We start from the raw sequence: 17,492 nt of genomic DNA, 5'->3' as shown, positions 1-17,492 counted from the left end.
CACGAGGCGGCACCCCTTCTCAATTCCCCTTGCGCTCCTAACCGATTGGGGTGGCGAGAGAAGGCCCACGCCACTATAGGGGCCGGGCGCGCCACCGACCCGACAGGATTCGCCATGCTGACGACCCATCCCTTCGACGACGACAAGCTCAAGGAAGAGTGCGGCGTCTTCGGCGTCTGGGGCGCCGAACAGGCCTCGAGCCTCGTTGCGCTCGGCCTGCACGCCCTCCAGCATCGCGGCCAGGAAGCGGCGGGCGTCGTCAGCTTCGACGGGACCAATTATCACCAGTATCGGGCGATGGGCCATGTCGGCGGCACCTTCGACAAGCCCAAGGTGATCCGCAAGCTCGCCGGACCCGCGGGCATCGGCCATGTGCGCTATTCGACCACCGGCGAAACCGCGCTCCGCAACGTCCAGCCGCTCTACGCCGACTTGGCAATGGGCGGCTTCGCACTCGCTCACAATGGCAACCTCTCCAATGCCATGACGCTGCGTAGCGAACTCAACCGCCGTGGCTCGATCTTCCAATCGACCAGCGACACCGAGGTCATTATCCATCTCGTCGCGACCAGCCAGAAGGAAAAGCCGGTCGACCGGCTCACCGATGCGCTCCGCCACGTCGAGGGCGCCTATTCGCTCGTCTGCCTGATGCCCGAAGGACTGGTGGCCTGCCGCGATCCGCTCGGCATCCGCCCGCTCGTGATGGGCAAGCTGGGCGAAGCCACCATCTTCGCCTCCGAAAGCGTAGCCTTCGACGTCATCGGCGCGACTTTCATCCGCGAAGTCGATCCGGGCGAGATGATCGTCGTCAACGACGAGGGGCTACGCAGCTTCCGCCCGTTCGAACCTGCCCGGCCCCGCCCCTGCATTTTCGAACATGTCTATTTCTCGCGCCCCGACAGCATCATCGAGGGCACCTCGGTCTATGAGACCCGCAAGGCGATCGGTGCCGAACTGGCGCGCGAAGCGCCCTGCAATGCTGACTTCGTCGTGCCCATCCCCGATAGCGGCGTGCCCGCCGCCATCGGTTTCAGCCAGGCCGCGCACATCCCCTTCGAACTGGGCATCATCCGCTCTCATTATGTCGGCCGCACCTTCATCCAACCGACGCAGGACGTCCGCCACCTCGGCGTGAAGCTCAAGCATAATGCCAATTCGGCGCTCATCGCGGGCAAGTCGGTCGTGCTGGTGGATGACAGCGTGGTGCGCGGCACCACTTCGCTCCGCCTCGTCCAGATGATGCGCGATGCCGGCGCACGCGAAGTGCATATGCGCATCGCTTCGCCCCCCACCCGCCATAGCTGCTTCTACGGCGTCGATACGCCCAAGCGGTCCAAGCTCATCGCCGCGCAGATGGGGATCGAGGGCATGCGCGACTATATCAAGGCAGACAGCCTCGCCTTCATCACGCTCGACGGCCTCTATCGCGCGCTCGGCGACGAACGCGACAGCCAGGCCCCGCAGCGCTGCGACGCCTGCTTCTCGGGCGACTATCCCACCCATCTGACCGATTTCGAGAATGAGCCGCCCGAGCAGCTCAGCCTCGTCTCCAACACATAGGATTTTCCATGACGACCGATCGTCCTTTCGAGGGCAAGCTGGCGCTTGTTACCGGGGCTAGCCGCGGAATCGGCGCCGCCACCGCCGAAGCATTGGCCGCACGCGGCGCTCATGTCGTCATGGTGGCGCGCACCGCGGGCGAGATGGAATCCGTCGAGGAACGCATCCATGCCGCAGGCGGAAGCGCCACGCTCGCTCCGCTCGACCTTCTCGCCGATGGCGCGATCGGCAAGCTCGCCCATGCGATTTCGCAGCGTTGGGAGGCGCTCGACATCATGGTGCTCAACGCTGCCACGCTCGGCTCGCTTGGCCCTGTCGAACATATCGACGGGAAGGAATTCGCCCGGCTGATCAGCCTCAACCTCCTCGCCAACCAGGCCCTGATCGCTGCCTTCGATCCGATGATGCGCCGGTCCGAACGCGCCGAACTGGTCGGGCTCACTTCCTCGGTGGGGGCCGAACCGCGCGCCTTCTGGGGAGCCTATGGCGCCTCCAAGGCGGCTCTCGACACGCTGCTCGGCGCCTATGCCGACGAACATGCCAATGCCGGCAAGATCCGCGTGCATATCGTCGATCCGGGTGCCACCCGCACCAAGATGCGCGCCCGCGCCTTTCCGGGCGAGAATCCCGACACTCTCAAGGGACCCGAAACGGTGGCTGACGCGATCTGCGAACGCATCCAGTCCGATTGCCCGACCGGCGAACGGATGCGGGTCGAAGGCTAGGCCTTCACCATCGTGACCTGTGCGACATCGATTCCGCCCCCGCGGAATCCGCCTTCGCAATACATCAGATAATATCGCCACAAATCGTGGAAGGCGCTGCTGAACTCCTCGAGCTCGCCGCGCCCGACCGCCGCGTCATAACGCTCGCGCCAGATCGCCAAGGTCCGGGCATAGTCGAGCCCGAAGCCATCGCGATCTTCCCAACTCAAGCCGCGCTCGCGCGCCAGCGCGGAGAAGCGCGGCTCGTCGAGCAGCATGCCGCCCGGGAAGATATAGGCTTGGATGAAATCCGCGCTCTTGCGATAATCCTCGAACAGTCGGTGATCGATCGAGATATATTGAAGCGCCGCACGCCCGCCGGGCCGCAGGTTGGAAGCGATGGCATCGAGATAGGCCGGCCACCACCTTTCCCCGACCGCTTCGACCATTTCGACCGACGCTACGGCGTCGAATTGCTCGGAAATCTCCCGATAATCCTGAAGTCTGATCTCGACCCGATCAGACAATTGCTCTGCGGCAATCTTTTCTTCCGCATAACTTTTCTGCTCTGTAGACAAGGTCAATCCGGTGACCTCTGCCCCCCGTTTCGCGGCCTCGATCGCCAGCGAACCCCAGCCGCAACCCACTTCCAAGAGCCGCGTGCCTGGCCGGATGTCGAGCCGGTCGAGAAGCAGGCCGACCTTGCGACGCTGCGCCTGCTCCAGATCGTCGCCCTCTGCAAAACGGGCCGCCGAATAGCTCATGCTCGGGTCGAGCCAGGCCGAGTAGAAATCATTGCCGAGGTCATAATGCGCCGCGATATTCTCGCGCGCCTGCAAAAGGCCATTGTCGCGCAACCGGTGTGCCGCCGCGTTGATCCAACGCGTGGGGCCCTTGGCGCGCGCGACATCGCCAAGGCTGACCGCGTTGGCCATGAACAGTTCGAACAGCGACACCGGATCGGGCGAGGCCCATTCGCCCGCCGCCCAGGCCTTGTACCAACCCACCGACCCGGTCAGCGCTAGCCGCACCAGCGCGGTCCAGCTCTTGAGATGCACCACAGCCACCGGTCCCGGCGCATTGAAGCCGACGCGGCGGCGGCTCCCGTCGGGAAGCGTCGCATCGATCCCGCCCCGCGCCAGCCGCTGGTCGAGCTGTTTCACGATCCCCGTGAACATGGGCGCAAGCAGCCGTCCCGCGACCGTGCCGCCGGATGCGAAGTGCCGTCCTGCGCGAACCAGATGATCCCCTCTGCTTGCCATCAGCTACTCGACTTCATTTCCCCATAGACCGCCAGCGCACGCTGCCGCGCTTCCTTATGTCCGATCCGCTTTGCGGGATAGCCCTCGGGACAACATCCCGCCGCATGCGGGTCGTGGATGGCACTGTCCGGCAGGTCGGCCAGTTCGGGCACCCATTGCCGGATATAGTCGGCCGCATCGAATTTTTCGGATTGGCCGAGCGGCGCCATGATGCGCGGAAACATGTTGCTGTCCACGCCCGTCCCCGCGACCCATTGCCAGTTGGTGCTGTTCGATCCGTAATCGGCATCGACCAGCGTATCCCAGAACCATTGCTCACCCTCGCGCCAGTCGATCAGCAGGTGCTTGATGAGAAAGCTCGCGACGATCATCCGCACTCGGTTGTGGATCCAGCCGATCGCCCAAAGCTGCCGCATCCCCGCATCGACGATCGGGTATCCGGTCCGCCCCTCCTTCCACGCCTCGAAATCCTCGCGCGCCGAGGACGAGCGGAAGTCGCGCCATTCTAACTGCGCGAACTGGTCGCGATAACCCTTCTCGCCATAGTCCGGGAACTGGCAGATGATGTTCTGCGCAAAATCGCGCCACCCCAATTCCTTGAGGAAGACCGCGACCGAACCGCCCGCGTTCATCACGCGGTGATAGACGGTGGCAGGCGATATCTCTCCGAAATGCAGGTGCGGCGACAGGCTCGACGTGCCTTCCTCGGAAGGAAGATTGCGCTGCCCGTCATAGGCCGAGGCATTGTCCTCGAACGCCGCCAACCGGCGCCGCGCTCCCTCTTCTCCGGGAACCCAATAGCCTTCCATCTCCTTGGCCCAATTGGGGCTGGTAGGAAGCAGCTCCCAATCCGCCAGCACCTCGCTTTCTGGCCAGCTGTCGGGAGCGTCGATCTTTTGCGGCCTTCGCTGCGGTTCGGCAGGCGGCATCCGTTCGCGCAGCGACCGCCAGAAGGGGGTGAAGATCTTGTAAGGATCGCCGCTTCCCGTCGTCACCGCGCCCGGCGGTTCGAGATAATTGCCGTCATGCAGGCAAAGCTCGACCTGCCCGGCCAGCCTTTCCTCGCACTTTTTCCACCAGGGCTCGTAATGATGCAGCGCATGAACCTTGCGCGCGCCCGTTTCCTCGGCCAGCCGCGCGATCACTTCGTCGGCCCGACCGCGCCGCAGAATGAGCCGCGATCCCTTTTCCTCGAGACTGTCCGCAAGGCTCGTCAGGCTGTGATGCAACCACCAACGCGAGGCAGCGCCCATCTTCCGGTCGCCTGGGCTTTCATCGTCCAGGACGTAAATCGGGATGACCGGCCCCTCGCTCACGGCTTCGCGAAGCGCTGCCTGGTCCGACAATCTTAGATCGCGGCGAAACCAGCAGATGATCGGCCTGTCAGCCAGTGGGTGCGTCCTCCAGGGGAACCATGAAACGATCTCCCACCAATGCCCCATTGAACCGCTGGTCGGCAAGATAGGCCCGCCCTTCGCGCTCGATCACGATCGGCATGCGCGACCAGAAAAGATAGGCGCGCACGTCAGGCCGCTCGCGCGCCGCCGCCAGCCGCGGATCGCCCAGCCCCGTATCCTTGGGCTTGCCGACCAGCCGTGGCCCCTTGAACAAGGCATAGCTTCCGCTGCCATAGACGCCGCCCCCGCGCCACAGCATCTTCCGCTCCCAGAATTTGAACGGAACGGGGCTGGCGACGACAAGGCCCGGTTCGACTGCCCATTGGCGCGAAACGATCTTTTTCGCCTGCTGCTCGGCGCTGCCGGTGATCAGTCCGTTGGCGAAGATATAGCCGCAGATCAGGAAGAATGCGGTCCATGCCGGCGCAGTGGCCAGCCGCCGTCCCCGCTTTTGCCAACGCCAGCTCGTGAACACCCCGAGGGCAAGCAGCCCCCAGACCCACAGGTCGATGATGAACAGGGTATCGCCCGCGAACCAGCGGCTCGAAAAGGGCTCGAGAAAGCGGATGCCATAGCTGTTGAGCCAGTCGAGTGCCGGATGGCTCAGCGTGCCGATATAGGCGCAAAGAAGCAGCCAGCCCGCGCGCACCTCGCCCTTGGCGGGTCGCCAGCGGTTCCAGACAAGCATAATGACCGTCAAGATCGCGGGCAGCACCAACATCGCCAGCGGCCCATGGGTAATGCCGCGCCGCACCGCGAGGCTCTCGATCCCGCTCAAGGTCGCAAAGGCGTCGAGGTCGGGAAGGTTCGCCGCAATGATCAGCGTCGGCATCGCCAGCGGGGTCCGCTTGCGCAGGCCCATATGGCCCAACAGGGCGCCTGCCAGGCTATGCGTGAGATTGTCCATAAGGCGGTAGGACGCCTCAGACTTCGCGCGGTTCCTTGGTGACCTGCCAGCTCTGCCCCTTGGCGACCAGCGCCTGGAGGTCGGCATTTTTGCCTTCGGCCACGCTGCGGTTCTGCTCGACAACTGCGGAATCGAAGGTCGGCGCGGGATCTTCGTAGAGAATCCCCAGCGCCACCGGGAAGATGTCCGCAGGCATTTCGGCCAGCATCAGCGCCATCGACCGGTTCTTCGGATCGTGGACCAGCACTTCCTCGCTGTCCCCGCTCACCACCTTGAGCGCGTTGGTCGACGCGTCATAGGCAATGCCCTTCTCCCCGTCGGCAAAGAGCATCTTTTCCCCGGCCTCGAGCCAGAGCTGCTTTTCCGATGCCACCTTGCGATCGGTGAAGGGAGCGAAAACCTCGTCATTATAGACGATGCAGTTCTGGTAGATCTCGATGAAGGCCGCGCCGCGATGGGCATGGCCCGCCTTCAGGACATCGGTGAGCTTCTTGTTCACGTCGATACCGCGCGCGATGAACCGCGCTCCGGCACCCAGCGCGAAGGCCGCGGGCAACGCAGGCCGGTCGACCGAACCGAAAGGCGTCGACGGGCTGCGGGTGCCGATCCGGCTGGTGGGCGAATATTGCCCCTTGGTGAGGCCGTAGATCTCGTTGTTGAACAAGAGCAGTTGGCAATCGAGGTTACGGCGCAAGAGATGCATCGTGTGATTGCCGCCGATGCTCAAGGCATCGCCGTCGCCCGTGATGATCCAGACATCGAGTTCGGGATTGGCCAGCTTTACGCCCGTCGCGATCGCCGCCGCGCGGCCATGGATGGTGTGGAAGCCGTAGGAAGCCATGTAATAGGGAAAGCGGCTCGAACAGCCGATGCCCGAAATGAACACCGTCTTCTCGAGGCTTTCGGCAAGCTCGGGCATGGTCCGCTGAACGGCCTTGAGCACGGCATAGTCGCCGCAGCCCGGACACCAGCGCACTTCCTGGTCGCTGGCCCAGTCCTTCGCGGTCAATTTGGTCACTTCGTTCATGCCATGCCTCCAGCCAGCCACCATATGAGGAAGAGGACGATCGCCAACAAGGCCAAGAGCGGCCAGATGTTCAACTGTTTCATGACAGCGCCTCCACGATCGCCTTTTCAAGCTCGGCGATGCGGAACGGCTGGCCCGACACCTTGTTGAGCGGCTGGGCATCGACGAGGAACTGGTCGCGCAGCATGGTCTTGAGTTGGCCCATGTTCATCTCGGGCACGATGATGCGATCGTAGGACCGCAGGAGATCGCCGAGATTCTTCGGGAAAGGCCAGATGTGGCGGATATGGATATGCGCCACGTCCATGCCCTGCTTGCGCGCGCGGCGAACGGCCTGGTGAATGGGCCCGAAGGTCGAACCCCAGCCGACGATCGCCAGTTTCCCGCCATTTTCACCGAGACACACGTCCTGGTCGGGGATGCTGTCGGCGACATTGGCGATCTTCTCGGCGCGCTGCGCGGTCATCAGCGAATGGGCCTTGGGCGAATAGTCGATGTCGCCCGTTTCGGGCGCCTTCTCGATGCCCCCGATGCGATGCTCGAGGCCGGGCGTCCCGGGCTTGATCCAGGGGCGCGCGCCATCTTCGTTGCGCGCATAGGGCTTCACCGTGAAATCGCCTTCGGGCGCAGTCGCGAACTCGACGGGGAATTCGGCATATTCACCCATGTCCGGCACCTTCCAGGGCTCGGCGGCATTGGCGATATAGCCATCGGTCAGCAGCATCACCGGCGTCATGTAGCGGGTCGCGATCCGGCACGCCTCGATCGCGCAGTCGAAGGCGTCGGCGGGCGAAGCCGCGGCGATCACCGGCAAGGGGGCATCGCCATTGCGGCCATACACCGCCTGGTAAAGATCGGACTGCTCGGTCTTGGTCGGAAGGCCGGTCGACGGCCCGCCGCGCTGCGAATTGACGATCACCAGCGGCAGTTCGGTCATCACCGCCAACCCGATTGCTTCGGTCTTGAGCGCGATCCCCGGCCCCGACGAAGAGGTCACGCCAAGGCTACCCGCATAGCTGGCACCCAGCGCCGCGCAGATCGCCGCGATCTCGTCCTCGGCCTGGAAGGTGGTGATCCCGAATTCCTTGAGCCGCGACAGGTGATGGAGAAGCGGGCTCGCGGGCGTGATCGGATAGCTGCCGAAGAACATCGGAAGCCCCGCCAGCCGCGCCCCCGCGACCAAGCCGACCGCCAGCGATTCCGCGCCGGTGACGGTGCGGTAAAGCCCGGGCTCCGCCGGAGCGGGCGCGATATGCTGCTGCTTCACATGCCCACCGATTTCGGCGGTCTCGCCATAGGCATGGCCTGCGTTGAGGGCCGCGATATTCGCTTCGGCGATCTCGGGCTTCTTGGCGAACTTGGTCTTGAGCCAGTCGATGATCGGCTGGCGGTCGCGGTCGAACATCCACAGGGCAAGGCCCAGCGTCCACATATTCTTCGACCGGAGCGCTTCCTTGTTGGAAAGCCCGAAATCCTTGACCGCCTCGAGCGTGCGCGCCGAGATGTCGAACGCCAGCAATTGCCAGCGCGCCAGGCTCCCGTCCTCGAGCGGATTGACCTCATACCCCGCCTTGGCGAGGTTGCGCTTCGAAAACTCGCCGCTGTCGGCAATGATGAGGCCGCCTTCGCGCAGCGCCTCGACATTCACCTTGAGCGCCGCCGGGTTCATCGCGACGAGCACGTCGGGCTGGTCGCCTGCGGTCTCGATCGCCGCCGACCCGAAATTGATCTGGAAAGCCGACACGCCGAAGGTCGTCCCCTGCGGCGCACGGATTTCGGCCGGAAAGTCGGGGAAAGTCGCCAGGTCGTTCCCGGCCAGCGCGGTCGACAAAGTGAACTGCCCGCCCGTCAGCTGCATCCCGTCACCGGAGTCGCCGGCAAAGCGCACGACCACCGCTTCGCTCTGGGCGAGATCCTCGTCTCCATGCAATGTGTGGGTGGCTGCAACCATCGCGACCATTTCCTTAACTGCTCAATCTTATCTAGTGGCTGCCCTTAGAGCCGTGAAGGGCGCTTCGCTACCCCCGAAAATTACGCTAGGGCGCAGCCATGAACAGCGACAAGCCATATCGTTTCGGTGCGGGCATCATGCTCCTCAACCGCGACCGCCTCGCCTGGGTGGGCCAGCGCATCGATAATCCGGGCCCCGCATGGCAGATGCCGCAGGGCGGAATCGACCCCGGCGAAGACAGCTGGCAGGGCGCTCTGCGCGAACTGGAAGAGGAAACCGGCATCGCTCCCTCGCTCGTCCAGCGCGTCGAGAAAGCCCCCATGCTCGACCTCGTCTACGACATCCCCGAAGGGCTGCGCGAAAACCTCTGGGGCGGCCGTTATGCCGGACAGAGGCAGCACTGGTTCCTCGCCGGATTCGAAGGCCGCGACAGCGATGTGAACATCGCCACCGACCATCCGGAATTTTCGGCCTGGCAATGGGTTTCGCCGCGCCAGCTTCCCGACCTCATCGTCCCCTTCAAGCGCGACATGTACCGCGCGATCATCGAGGGATTCGCGCGCTGGCTTTAGCCGCATTGCCGCGCTAGGAGGCCGGGCCATGGGCGAGATGAACAAGAGGGAACGCGCCGCGGTCGAACGGGCACAGTCCGGCCAGGCCGAGATGCTGGCCAGCGTCGAACGTTGGGCGGCGATCAATTCGGGTTCGCGCAATCTCGACGGGCTCGCCGCGATGGGCAGCGAACTTGCCGACGCCTTCTCGGCGCTGCCGGGCGATGTGCGCATGGTCGATCCCGCGCCCGTCACCGCGGTCGACGAGCAGGGCCGCGAATATGAACTGCCCCATGGAAGGCATCTCCATCTCTCGGTCCGCCCCGACGCGCCGGTGCAGCTCATCTTCACCGGCCATATGGACACGGTCTTTCCCGTCGATCACCCCTTCCAGCAACTGCACTGGATCGATCAGGACAAGGTCCTCGGAGGTCCCGGCGTCGCCGACATGAAAGGCGGCATCGCGGTGATGCTCGCCGCTCTCCGGGCGATCGAGGCCGATCCCGACTGCGCCGCCAACTTCGGATATGACGTTCTCATCAATAGCGACGAGGAGGTCGGCAGCCTGTCGAGCGCCGCTCTCATCGCTTCGCTCGCCAGCGGCAAGAAAGCGGGCCTCACCTACGAACCTTCGGCCCTGCCCGACGGCACGCTGGCGGGAGCGCGCGGCGGAAGCGGCAATTTCAGCTTCACCATCCATGGCAAGTCGGCTCATGCGGGGCGCAATCCGCGCGACGGCCGCAATGCGCTGGTCGCCGCGGCCGATCTTGCGCTGCGCCTCAAGGCCGGGATGGACGACACGCTGTCGGTCAATCCCGCGAAGATCGACGGCGGCAGTCCTAACAATGTCGTCCCTGACCTCGCGATCCTGCGCGTCAACCTGCGCCCCGTATCGACCGAAGACCAGGCACGGGCCGAACGGCTCCTCGAGGAAAGCGCCGCCGCGGTCGCCCGCGAACATGAGGTGCGGATCGAGCGGCATGGCGGCTTTGCCCGGCCGCCCAAGCCGATGACGCCTCCGATGGAGAAGCTGTTCCATCTGGTGCAGGAGGCAGGCCGCGACCTCGGGCAGGAAATCGGCTGGCGCGCCACGGGCGGCGTCTGCGACGGCAACAACATTGCCGCGAAGAATGTGCCGGTCGTCGACACGATGGGCGTGCGCGGCGGCTCGATCCACTCCCCCGACGAATTCATGATCGTCGACAGCCTCGCCGAACGGGCGGCGCTGTCGGCGCTGACCATTTTGAGGATTGTCCATTCATGACCCACCGGATCCGCGCCGCGAGGCCCGACGATCTCGATGCGCTCTACGACCTTGCCAAGCTGACGGGCGGCGGTTTCACCAACCTGCCTGCCGAGCGCGAAACGCTGGCGAAAAAGCTCGAATCCTCCTCGGCGGGCTTCGCGCGCGACGGCGACGAGCAGTCGGGCGATCTCTACATCTTCATGCTCGAGGAATACGCGACGGGCCGAATCCGCGGCACCTGCCAGGTCTTCGGCGAGGTCGGCACCACCCAGCCCTTCTACAGTTATCGCATCACCACGCTCACCCAGCACAGCAAGGAGCTGGAGCGCACCTTCCGCAACCAGCTCCTCAACCTGGTCACCGATCTCGAAGGGTCGAGCGAAGTGGGCGGGCTTTTCCTCCATCCCCACGAACGGGCGGGCGGGCTCGGCCTTCTCCTCGCGCGCTCGCGCTATCTGTTCATCAAGCAGCATCGCGCACGGTTCGGCGATCGCACGCTGGCCGAATTGCGCGGCGTGATGGACGAAGCGGGGCATTCGCCTTTCTGGGATGCGCTGGCGGGCCGCTTCTTCGGCATGTCCTTCCCCGAAGCCGATGAATTCAATGCCGTTCATGGCACCCAGTTCATCGCCGACCTGATGCCCTCGACGCCGATCTACATCAACATGCTGCCCGAAAGCGCCCGCGCGGTGATCGGACAGCCCCATCCCTCGGGCCGCGCCGCGCTGCGCATGCTCGAAAAGGAAGGCTTTGCCTGGGACGGCTATGTCGACATTTTCGATGGCGGCCCCACCGTTATCGCCAAGACCGACCGCATCAAGTCGGTGCGCGATGCGAATGAAATCGCCTTCGCCGGCACGGGCGAAGAAGAGGGCGACGTGGAAATGCTCGTCGCCACCGGCAAACTCGAGGATTTCCGCTGCTGCTATGCCCATGCGCACAAGGATGCCGACGGCGGCCTCCGCCTCGATCCGCAGGCGGCAAAGATGCTCGAGGTGAAGGAAGGCGACATGCTTCTCGCGGTGAACCGCCGATGACCATCCGTGAAATCAATTTCGACGGGCTGATCGGCCCCAGCCACAATTATGCGGGCCTCAGCCTCGGCAATCTGGCTTCCACCCGGCACGCCGGCAACATCTCGCGCCCCCGCGCTGCCGCGCTGCAGGGCATCGAGAAGATGCGCGCCAACATCGGGCTCGGCCTCGTCCAGGGCGTTTTCATGCCGCTGCCCCGTCCAAATAATGACTGGCTCGCAGCGCTCGGCGCCGATTTCCACCTGTGCAACCATGCGCTCGCCGCCAATGCCATGTCGGCTTCCTCGATGTGGGCGGCCAATGCGGCGACCGTGTCGCCCGCGCCCGATACCGGCGATGGCCGCTGCCATCTCACCGTTGCCAATCTCAAGACCATGGCGCACCGCAGCCATGAATGGCCCGATACGCTTCGTCAGCTCAGGCTCGCTTTCGCCGACGGGTCGGCTTTTGCTGTGCATGACCCGGTGCCGCCCGCTTTCGGCGATGAAGGCGCCGCCAACTTCATGCGCCTCACTGAAGAGCATGGGCAATCGGGACTTGAGATTTTCGTCTATGGCGTCTCGGGCGGACCCTATCCCGCTCGCCAGCATATCGAGGCGAGCCGGGCGATTGCCCGCCTCCACGGCCTGTCGCCGGACCGGACGCTCTATATCCAGCAGTCCGAGGAAGCGATCGCCGCCGGCGCCTTCCACAATGACGTGGTCGCCGTTGCAAACGAACGCGTGCTGTTTGCCCATGAAAAGGCCTTCGCCGACCGCGACGGCTCGGTCGAGGCGATCCGCGAACGCTTCCCCTCGCTCGAATATGTCGAGGTGTCGGGTGCCGACGTTCCGCTCGACGACGCGATCCGTTCCTATCTGTTCAACGCGCAATTGGTCACGCCGCCCGACGGCGAAATGACTCTCGTCGTGCCCGAGGAATGCCGCGAGACCGAAAGCGTCTGGACCTGGCTCCAGGCGCATCTCGCCAGCAACGGGCCGATCCGCCGCGTCGAGGTGGTGGACGTGCGCCAGTCGATGGCCAATGGCGGCGGTCCCGCCTGCCTGCGCTTGCGCGTGGCCTGCGACCCCGCCCGGGTCGATCCGCGCTTTCTGGTGGACCCCGACAAGCTCGATCGCATGGCGGAAGTCGTCAAAGCCTATTGGCCCGAGGAAATCGACGGTCGCGAATTGCAGAGCGAGACGCTCGTCCGCGCCGTCAGGGATGCGCGCAACGCGATTCTCGAATTGATGGAATTGGGCGAACTTTCGTCGAATTAATTAACAGTTTACCATTCGCATAAAGACATTTTTGGCGGAACACCGTGCTTGGCACGGCGTTTGCTTAACCAATGTCGATGGTAAAGAAGCTTGCCCGCCTGTTCGTCATCAAGACGCGCTTCGAGGCCTATGCCGTGACCTATGCGATCGCGCTGGGGGCCATTTCGCGCGGGCAAGTCTATCTCCAGCAATATCCCGGATCGGGCGGGCTTCTGCTCTTTGCCTGCTGTCTGGCCCTGCCCTTCATTGCGGGCGCGAAGCTGCTCGACGCGGTGCGTGCCCGGCCTGAAAAGCCTGCCGTGGCTGCCGGCCCCTATTTGCCGCAGACGAGACTGCGCAAGCGGGCGCATCGTCCGCGCCGCCATCGGCGCATCAGCGATATTCGACGTAAGGCGTCCCAGCTGCCAAGCGCAACGTCACGGCGCTGACTTCGCAGAGATTGACCCCCGACCATGTGAGGGCACTGCCATTGGCGCCCGAGGCGCGAATGTCGAAAGCGCAATCGGGATCATTAAAGGCAATGGCCGAACTCGCCCCGACGGTCGGCGCCGCTCCCAACGGACGCCATTCCTCGCTTCCGGTCCGGCGGATCGAGAGGTTGCCCAGCGCCTGCCCCGTTCCGTTGACCAGCGTGAAATCGCTGGCCTGTGCCAGGGCTGGTGAAGGCATTGGCAGGGTCGCAAGGGCAAGAGCGGCAAGAAGCGTTCGCATGATGCCAATCTAATGGCTGGGCGGGGCGAAACAAGACGGGTCCGATTTCTTTACGGTCTCTCAACCATTTGTCGTCAGTCTCCGTCTGTTTTTACGAATCGACAGGTGAGTGAGGACGAGTATGCGAACCGAATCCGATCATCGCTTCTATCTGCGCCGCGCCGCACAGGAACGGCTCATGGCCATCCGGGCCATTACGCCGCAAGCGCGCTCCCGACATGAGGCATTGGCCGCACGCTTCGCGCGGCGGGCCGAACAGGCCCAGGCCGTCTCCATCTGACCCACCAAGGAAAAAGGGCCGCAGCGAACGGATCGCGCGGCCCTTTCCTATTAGTGGCGCGCCCGGAAGGATTCGAACCTCCGACCACCTGATTCGTAGTCAGGTACTCTATCCAGCTGAGCTACGGGCGCTTGGTCTTGCGGGGCATTAGTGGCCTCTTAGGCGCCTTGCAACCCCATAATGTCCGCGATCCGCAAAGTGATTGCCGCAACATCTTGCTGCACCTAGAAGAGTGGCCGTGAAACGCCCTGCCCTTCCCCTCTTTCTGGCTGCCGGTCTTGCGGCCTGTGGCCCCGCGATCGACGCGCCTTCGCTCGACTATCGTCCGGCCGAAGCGATCGATCCACGGCTTCCGGTCGAATCCGAACCCGCGGGCCCCGGCGAAGTCACCCTCGCCCGCGAAATCGAACAGCTCATTGCCCGCGCCCGCGAAGGCGAAGCCGCGTTCGATGCCTTTGCGCCCCAGGCCCGGTCCCTTGTCGCCTCGGCAGGCGCGCCGGGCAGCGAAAGCTGGACCGCAGCACAAAAAATGCTCTCGCGTCTCGATGCCGCCCGTGCACCGACGATCCGGGCGCTCGCCGACCTCGACCAGCTGGCGACCGGGCGGGTGGCGCGCGAAGCATGGGTGGCACCCGCCAACCGCGCCGCCATCGCCGAAGCCGCTGCGCGCGTTGCCGAGATCGATGCCCGCCAATCCGCGCTGATCGACCGTCTTACCGGGCAGCTGACGCCATGACCCGGGGCCGCTCGGCGGCCCACTCGTCCTTGGTGATCACCCACTGCCGCGCCGGACCGTAAAGCGGGCTGTACTTGAGGTCGTGAAAGGCGAGTTCCTCCCGTTCGCGCATGCCAAGGCGCAGCATCAGCCCCCAGCTGCCCTCGTTGCCGCTGACCGTCACCGCGGTGATTTCGTCATAGCCGAAACGGTCGAAGCCCAGGTCGAGGCAGGCGATCGCCGCTTCCTTGGCATAGCCCTTGCCCCAGGCTTCCTCGCGGAAGCGCCAGCCGATCTCGGGCATCCCCATGTTGGGGGCGCCTTCGTAGTTGATTTTCTTCAACCCGCAGAAGCCGAGCAGCATGCCGTCGCTCTGCCGTTCGACCAGCCAGAAGCAATGGCCATAGTCGCGCTGGTAGGTCTGGAGGCGGGCGAAGCCTTCGTGCCAGCTTTCGAAGGGTTGCGGGCCGCCGAGCCATTTCATCACGGCGGGGGTGTTCATCACTTCCCAGAAGCGGCGGCTGTCTTCTTCGCGCCAGGTCTTGAGGAGGAGGCGGTCGGTTACTGCAACGGTTTGCTGGTCGGTCATGATCGGGGGGTCCGGCGGGCGATGAAATATAGGAAAGTTCCTATTGCCACGAAAGCGGCGAGGGCCTGCCATTGGCCGGCGTTGGTCTGGAAGGTCGCCCAGATGCTGAGCGCCAGCGCGATGGGCGCGGCGAGGAGCGTGAGGGCGTCGAACATTGGGAGGCCCGCGGCCTTGCGGAGGCGCGGAAGCGAGAGGATCGAGGCGATATAGGCGATGAGGCGCGCCAGCGTGGAGATGATCGCGAGCGCGAGGAAGCTGCTGTTCAAGGCGAAGAGGATCGCGCCCGCGCCGAAGAAGGCAATCGAATTGGCGGGGGTTCCCCAGCGCGAGACCTGTCCGAACCATGCGGGGAGGAGACCATCGTCGGCGAGCGCGGGGGGCATGCGGCTGGCCGAGGTATGGCCCGCGGTGAGATTGGCGAGCACCGACAAGACGATGGTCGCGGCGATGAGCCATGCCCCGGCATCGCCGCCCAACAGGCCCGCGAGCGTGGTGAGCGGGGCATCGGGGCCGCTGCCCGCGATGGGCGAATGGCTATAGACCCATTGCAGCCCGAAATAGATCATCGTCACCAGCGCCAGCCCGAGGAGCAAAGCGCGCGGCATGGCGCGGCGCGGATCGCGCGTCTCGCCCGCCGGGATGGTGGCATTTTCAAAGCCCACGAAAGCGTAGAGCGCGGCCAGTGCAATGCCTTCCACGGCGCTGAACTGGGGCAGCGCGACGGGACCGGGCGTGCTTGCCGCGGCCAAGCCGAAGAGGATCAGCAGGATGAGCGGCAGCAGCTTCAAGAAGGTCATCGCGCCGAGGATCGTGACCACGCGGCGGATGCCGAAGATGTTGACGAGCGTGAGCCCGCCCAGCACCGCGACGATGAGCGCGGTGCGCGCGACGCCTTCGCCCAGCACGGGCCAGAGAGCCGCCGCATAGGCAGCAAGCACGAGCACGTTGGCGCCCTGGCTGATGAGGCGCGCCGAAAAGAAGAGCCAGCCGATCTGGAAGCCCGCGAAACGGCCATAGGCATCGGTGACGAAGCGTTGCGGCCCGCCCGACCGGTCAGTGAGGCGAGTCAATTGCGCGAAGCAGAGCACGATCGTCATGACGAGCATGCCGCCCAACAGCAGCAGCCAAGGCGCGAAGGCGCCGACCGCGACATGGAGAATCTCGGGAAGCCCGAAGATGCCCGCGCCGATGAGGCCGTTGACGACAAGGAAAAGGACGCCGAGCGTCCCCATGTCGCGGCGATAATGGCCGGGGCTTTTCGTCATCCGAGGCGGCGCGCCATTTCGAGCGCATGATAGGACAATATGCCCGTCGCGCCCGCGCGCTTGAAGGCAGTGAGCGCCTCCATCAGCATGGCATCGCGATCCCCCGCGCCTGCCGCCGCCGCTTCCTCGATCATCGCATATTCGCCGCTGGTCATATAGGCGAAGACCGGAATGTCGAAGGCATCGACCGTCCGTGCGACGACGTCGAGATAGAGAAGGCCGGGTTTGACCATCACGAAGTCGGCGCCTTCGTCCATGTCGAGTTCGACCTCGGCCAGCGCCTCGCCGCCATTGGCGGGATTCATCTGATAGCCCTTCTTATCGCCTTTGAGCCGGTCGCTCGAGCCGACCGCTTCGCGGAAGGGGCCATAGAGCGAAGAAGCATATTTGGCCGAATAGGCCATGATCGCGACATTGGGATGGCCCGCCTCTTCGAGCGCGTCGCGGATCGCGCCGATGCGCCCGTCCATCATGTCCGAAGGCGCGACGATGTCGGCGCCCGCCTCGGCCTGCACCACCGCCTGCCGTGCGAGCAGTTCGACCGTGCGGTCATTGTCGACGCTGCCATCCTCGGCGAGCACGCCGTCATGGCCGTGCGGCGTATAGGGATCGAGCGCGACATCGGTCATCACCCCGATATCCGGCACCTTGTCCTTCACCGCGCGCACCGCTCGGCAGATGAGATTATCGGGGTCGAGCGCCTCTTCCTCATGGCGCTTGTCCTCGGGGGTGTTGGGGAAGAGCGCGATGCAGGGAATGCCCGCTTCTTTGGCTTGGCGCACCTTCTCGACCAGCCGGTCGATCGAATAGCGATGCACCCCGCGCAACGCAGAAATGGGCTGTTCCTCCCCTTCCCCTTCGCAGACGAACAACGGCCAGATGAAATCGGACGGATGGAGGCGGTGCTCGGTGAGCATGGCGCGCATCCAGGACGCGGAACGGCGACGGCGCATGCGCAGGGCGGGATAATGGCTCATGGACCATGCCTTTAGCGCCATACAGGCGCGGAAAGAAAGGCGGGTAAAGGCGTTGGC

General features: G+C 64.6%; 18 protein-coding genes and 1 tRNA gene. 9 read left to right on the top strand and 10 right to left on the bottom strand.

Annotation, left to right across the window (positions count from 1 at the left end; all coding sequences use genetic code 11):
* Positions 1 to 114 precede the first annotated feature (114 nt).
* Positions 115 to 1,560: an amidophosphoribosyltransferase gene (gene purF / locus FHS50_RS01590; RefSeq protein ID WP_183932613.1), complete on the top strand. Its 1,446-nt coding sequence runs from the start codon at positions 115 to 117 to the stop codon at positions 1,558 to 1,560.
* Between the two features lie 8 nt (positions 1,561 to 1,568).
* Positions 1,569 to 2,285 (top strand): SDR family NAD(P)-dependent oxidoreductase, encoded by a 717-nt coding sequence (locus FHS50_RS01585; protein ID WP_183932611.1) that lies wholly within the window; start codon positions 1,569 to 1,571, stop codon positions 2,283 to 2,285.
* Here the strand turns inward: FHS50_RS01585 and FHS50_RS01580 are convergent.
* The 5 genes from FHS50_RS01580 to FHS50_RS01560 all read right to left on the bottom strand — a co-directional run bounded on the left by FHS50_RS01580 (position 2,282) and on the right by FHS50_RS01560 (position 8,808).
* On the bottom strand, positions 2,282 to 3,526 hold the full coding sequence (locus FHS50_RS01580) for an SAM-dependent methyltransferase (protein ID WP_183932610.1): 1,245 nt from the start codon (positions 3,524 to 3,526) through the stop codon (positions 2,282 to 2,284). The two genes, FHS50_RS01585 and FHS50_RS01580, sit on opposite strands and share 4 nt — an antisense overlap.
* A complete protein-coding gene (locus FHS50_RS01575; protein WP_183932608.1) occupies positions 3,526 to 4,968 on the bottom strand; it encodes a cryptochrome/photolyase family protein in 1,443 nt (480 codons plus the stop codon). The genes FHS50_RS01580 and FHS50_RS01575 overlap by 1 nt, the downstream gene beginning before the upstream one ends.
* Positions 4,910 to 5,830, bottom strand: a complete 921-nt coding sequence (locus FHS50_RS01570) for a metal-dependent hydrolase (protein WP_183932606.1) — start codon at positions 5,828 to 5,830, stop codon at positions 4,910 to 4,912. Before FHS50_RS01570 ends, FHS50_RS01575 begins: the two co-directional genes overlap by 59 nt.
* A gap of 16 nt (positions 5,831 to 5,846) precedes the next feature.
* Entirely contained in the window at positions 5,847 to 6,857 is a 1,011-nt protein-coding gene (locus FHS50_RS01565) for a 2-oxoacid:ferredoxin oxidoreductase subunit beta (RefSeq protein ID WP_183932604.1), read from the bottom strand.
* A 79-nt stretch (positions 6,858 to 6,936) separates the two neighbouring features.
* Entirely contained in the window at positions 6,937 to 8,808 is a 1,872-nt protein-coding gene (locus FHS50_RS01560) for a 2-oxoacid:acceptor oxidoreductase subunit alpha (RefSeq protein ID WP_183932602.1), read from the bottom strand.
* A gap of 98 nt (positions 8,809 to 8,906) precedes the next feature.
* On the opposite strand from FHS50_RS01560, the gene FHS50_RS01555 reads away from it, so the two are divergent.
* The 5 genes from FHS50_RS01555 to FHS50_RS10815 all read left to right on the top strand — a co-directional run bounded on the left by FHS50_RS01555 (position 8,907) and on the right by FHS50_RS10815 (position 13,326).
* The gene (locus FHS50_RS01555; protein WP_183932601.1) at positions 8,907 to 9,380 is read left to right on the top strand and encodes an RNA pyrophosphohydrolase; all 474 of its coding nucleotides are present in this window, start codon (positions 8,907 to 8,909) and stop codon (positions 9,378 to 9,380) included.
* A gap of 37 nt (positions 9,381 to 9,417) precedes the next feature.
* Positions 9,418 to 10,623: a hydrolase gene (locus tag FHS50_RS01550; protein ID WP_407696059.1), complete on the top strand. Its 1,206-nt coding sequence runs from the start codon at positions 9,418 to 9,420 to the stop codon at positions 10,621 to 10,623.
* A complete protein-coding gene (locus FHS50_RS01545) occupies positions 10,620 to 11,642 on the top strand; it encodes an arginine N-succinyltransferase (protein ID WP_183932597.1) in 1,023 nt (340 codons plus the stop codon). The genes FHS50_RS01550 and FHS50_RS01545 overlap by 4 nt, the downstream gene beginning before the upstream one ends.
* Positions 11,639 to 12,898 (top strand): N-succinylarginine dihydrolase, encoded by a 1,260-nt coding sequence (locus tag FHS50_RS01540; protein ID WP_183932595.1) that lies wholly within the window; start codon positions 11,639 to 11,641, stop codon positions 12,896 to 12,898. The genes FHS50_RS01545 and FHS50_RS01540 overlap by 4 nt, the downstream gene beginning before the upstream one ends.
* A 77-nt stretch (positions 12,899 to 12,975) precedes the next feature.
* Positions 12,976 to 13,326 carry a hypothetical protein gene (locus FHS50_RS10815; RefSeq protein ID WP_343050573.1) on the top strand — a complete coding sequence of 117 codons (351 nt, stop codon included), beginning with the start codon at positions 12,976 to 12,978 and terminating at the stop codon, positions 13,324 to 13,326.
* Here FHS50_RS10815 and FHS50_RS01530 read toward each other — a convergent pair.
* Positions 13,271 to 13,567 (bottom strand): hypothetical protein, encoded by a 297-nt coding sequence (locus tag FHS50_RS01530; RefSeq protein WP_183932594.1) that lies wholly within the window; start codon positions 13,565 to 13,567, stop codon positions 13,271 to 13,273. The genes FHS50_RS10815 and FHS50_RS01530 overlap by 56 nt on opposite strands.
* A 163-nt stretch (positions 13,568 to 13,730) precedes the next feature.
* Here FHS50_RS01530 and FHS50_RS01525 point away from each other — a divergent pair, with 163 nt between their 5' ends.
* Positions 13,731 to 13,889, top strand: coding sequence for a hypothetical protein (locus tag FHS50_RS01525; RefSeq protein ID WP_183932593.1), 159 nt, complete (start codon positions 13,731 to 13,733; stop codon positions 13,887 to 13,889).
* A 54-nt stretch (positions 13,890 to 13,943) separates the two neighbouring features.
* On the opposite strand, the gene FHS50_RS01520 is transcribed toward FHS50_RS01525, so the two are convergent.
* Positions 13,944 to 14,020: transfer RNA gene (locus tag FHS50_RS01520), tRNA-Arg, on the bottom strand.
* A gap of 107 nt (positions 14,021 to 14,127) precedes the next feature.
* Between FHS50_RS01520 and FHS50_RS01515 the strand changes: the two genes are divergently transcribed.
* On the top strand, positions 14,128 to 14,625 hold the full coding sequence (locus tag FHS50_RS01515; protein ID WP_183932591.1) for a hypothetical protein: 498 nt from the start codon (positions 14,128 to 14,130) through the stop codon (positions 14,623 to 14,625).
* Here the strand turns inward: FHS50_RS01515 and FHS50_RS01510 are convergent.
* Genes FHS50_RS01510 through hemB form a run of 3 tightly spaced genes read right to left on the bottom strand, consistent with a single transcriptional unit; the run spans position 14,603 to position 17,435 of the window.
* Positions 14,603 to 15,193: a GNAT family N-acetyltransferase gene (locus tag FHS50_RS01510; protein ID WP_183932590.1), complete on the bottom strand. Its 591-nt coding sequence runs from the start codon at positions 15,191 to 15,193 to the stop codon at positions 14,603 to 14,605. The two genes, FHS50_RS01515 and FHS50_RS01510, sit on opposite strands and share 23 nt — an antisense overlap.
* Positions 15,190 to 16,458: an APC family permease gene (locus FHS50_RS01505; protein WP_221184814.1), complete on the bottom strand. Its 1,269-nt coding sequence runs from the start codon at positions 16,456 to 16,458 to the stop codon at positions 15,190 to 15,192. The genes FHS50_RS01510 and FHS50_RS01505 overlap by 4 nt, the downstream gene beginning before the upstream one ends.
* The gene (gene hemB, locus FHS50_RS01500; RefSeq protein ID WP_183932589.1) at positions 16,455 to 17,435 is read right to left on the bottom strand and encodes a porphobilinogen synthase; all 981 of its coding nucleotides are present in this window, start codon (positions 17,433 to 17,435) and stop codon (positions 16,455 to 16,457) included. The genes FHS50_RS01505 and hemB overlap by 4 nt, the downstream gene beginning before the upstream one ends.
* Between the last annotated feature and the right edge of the window lie 57 nt (positions 17,436 to 17,492).

The organism is Sphingomicrobium lutaoense (assembly GCF_014195685.1).
GTDB lineage: Bacteria > Pseudomonadota > Alphaproteobacteria > Sphingomonadales > Sphingomonadaceae > Sphingomicrobium > Sphingomicrobium lutaoense.
The sequence above is the reverse complement of the archived record's forward strand: the minus strand, read 5'-3'. Positions and strand labels throughout refer to the sequence as shown.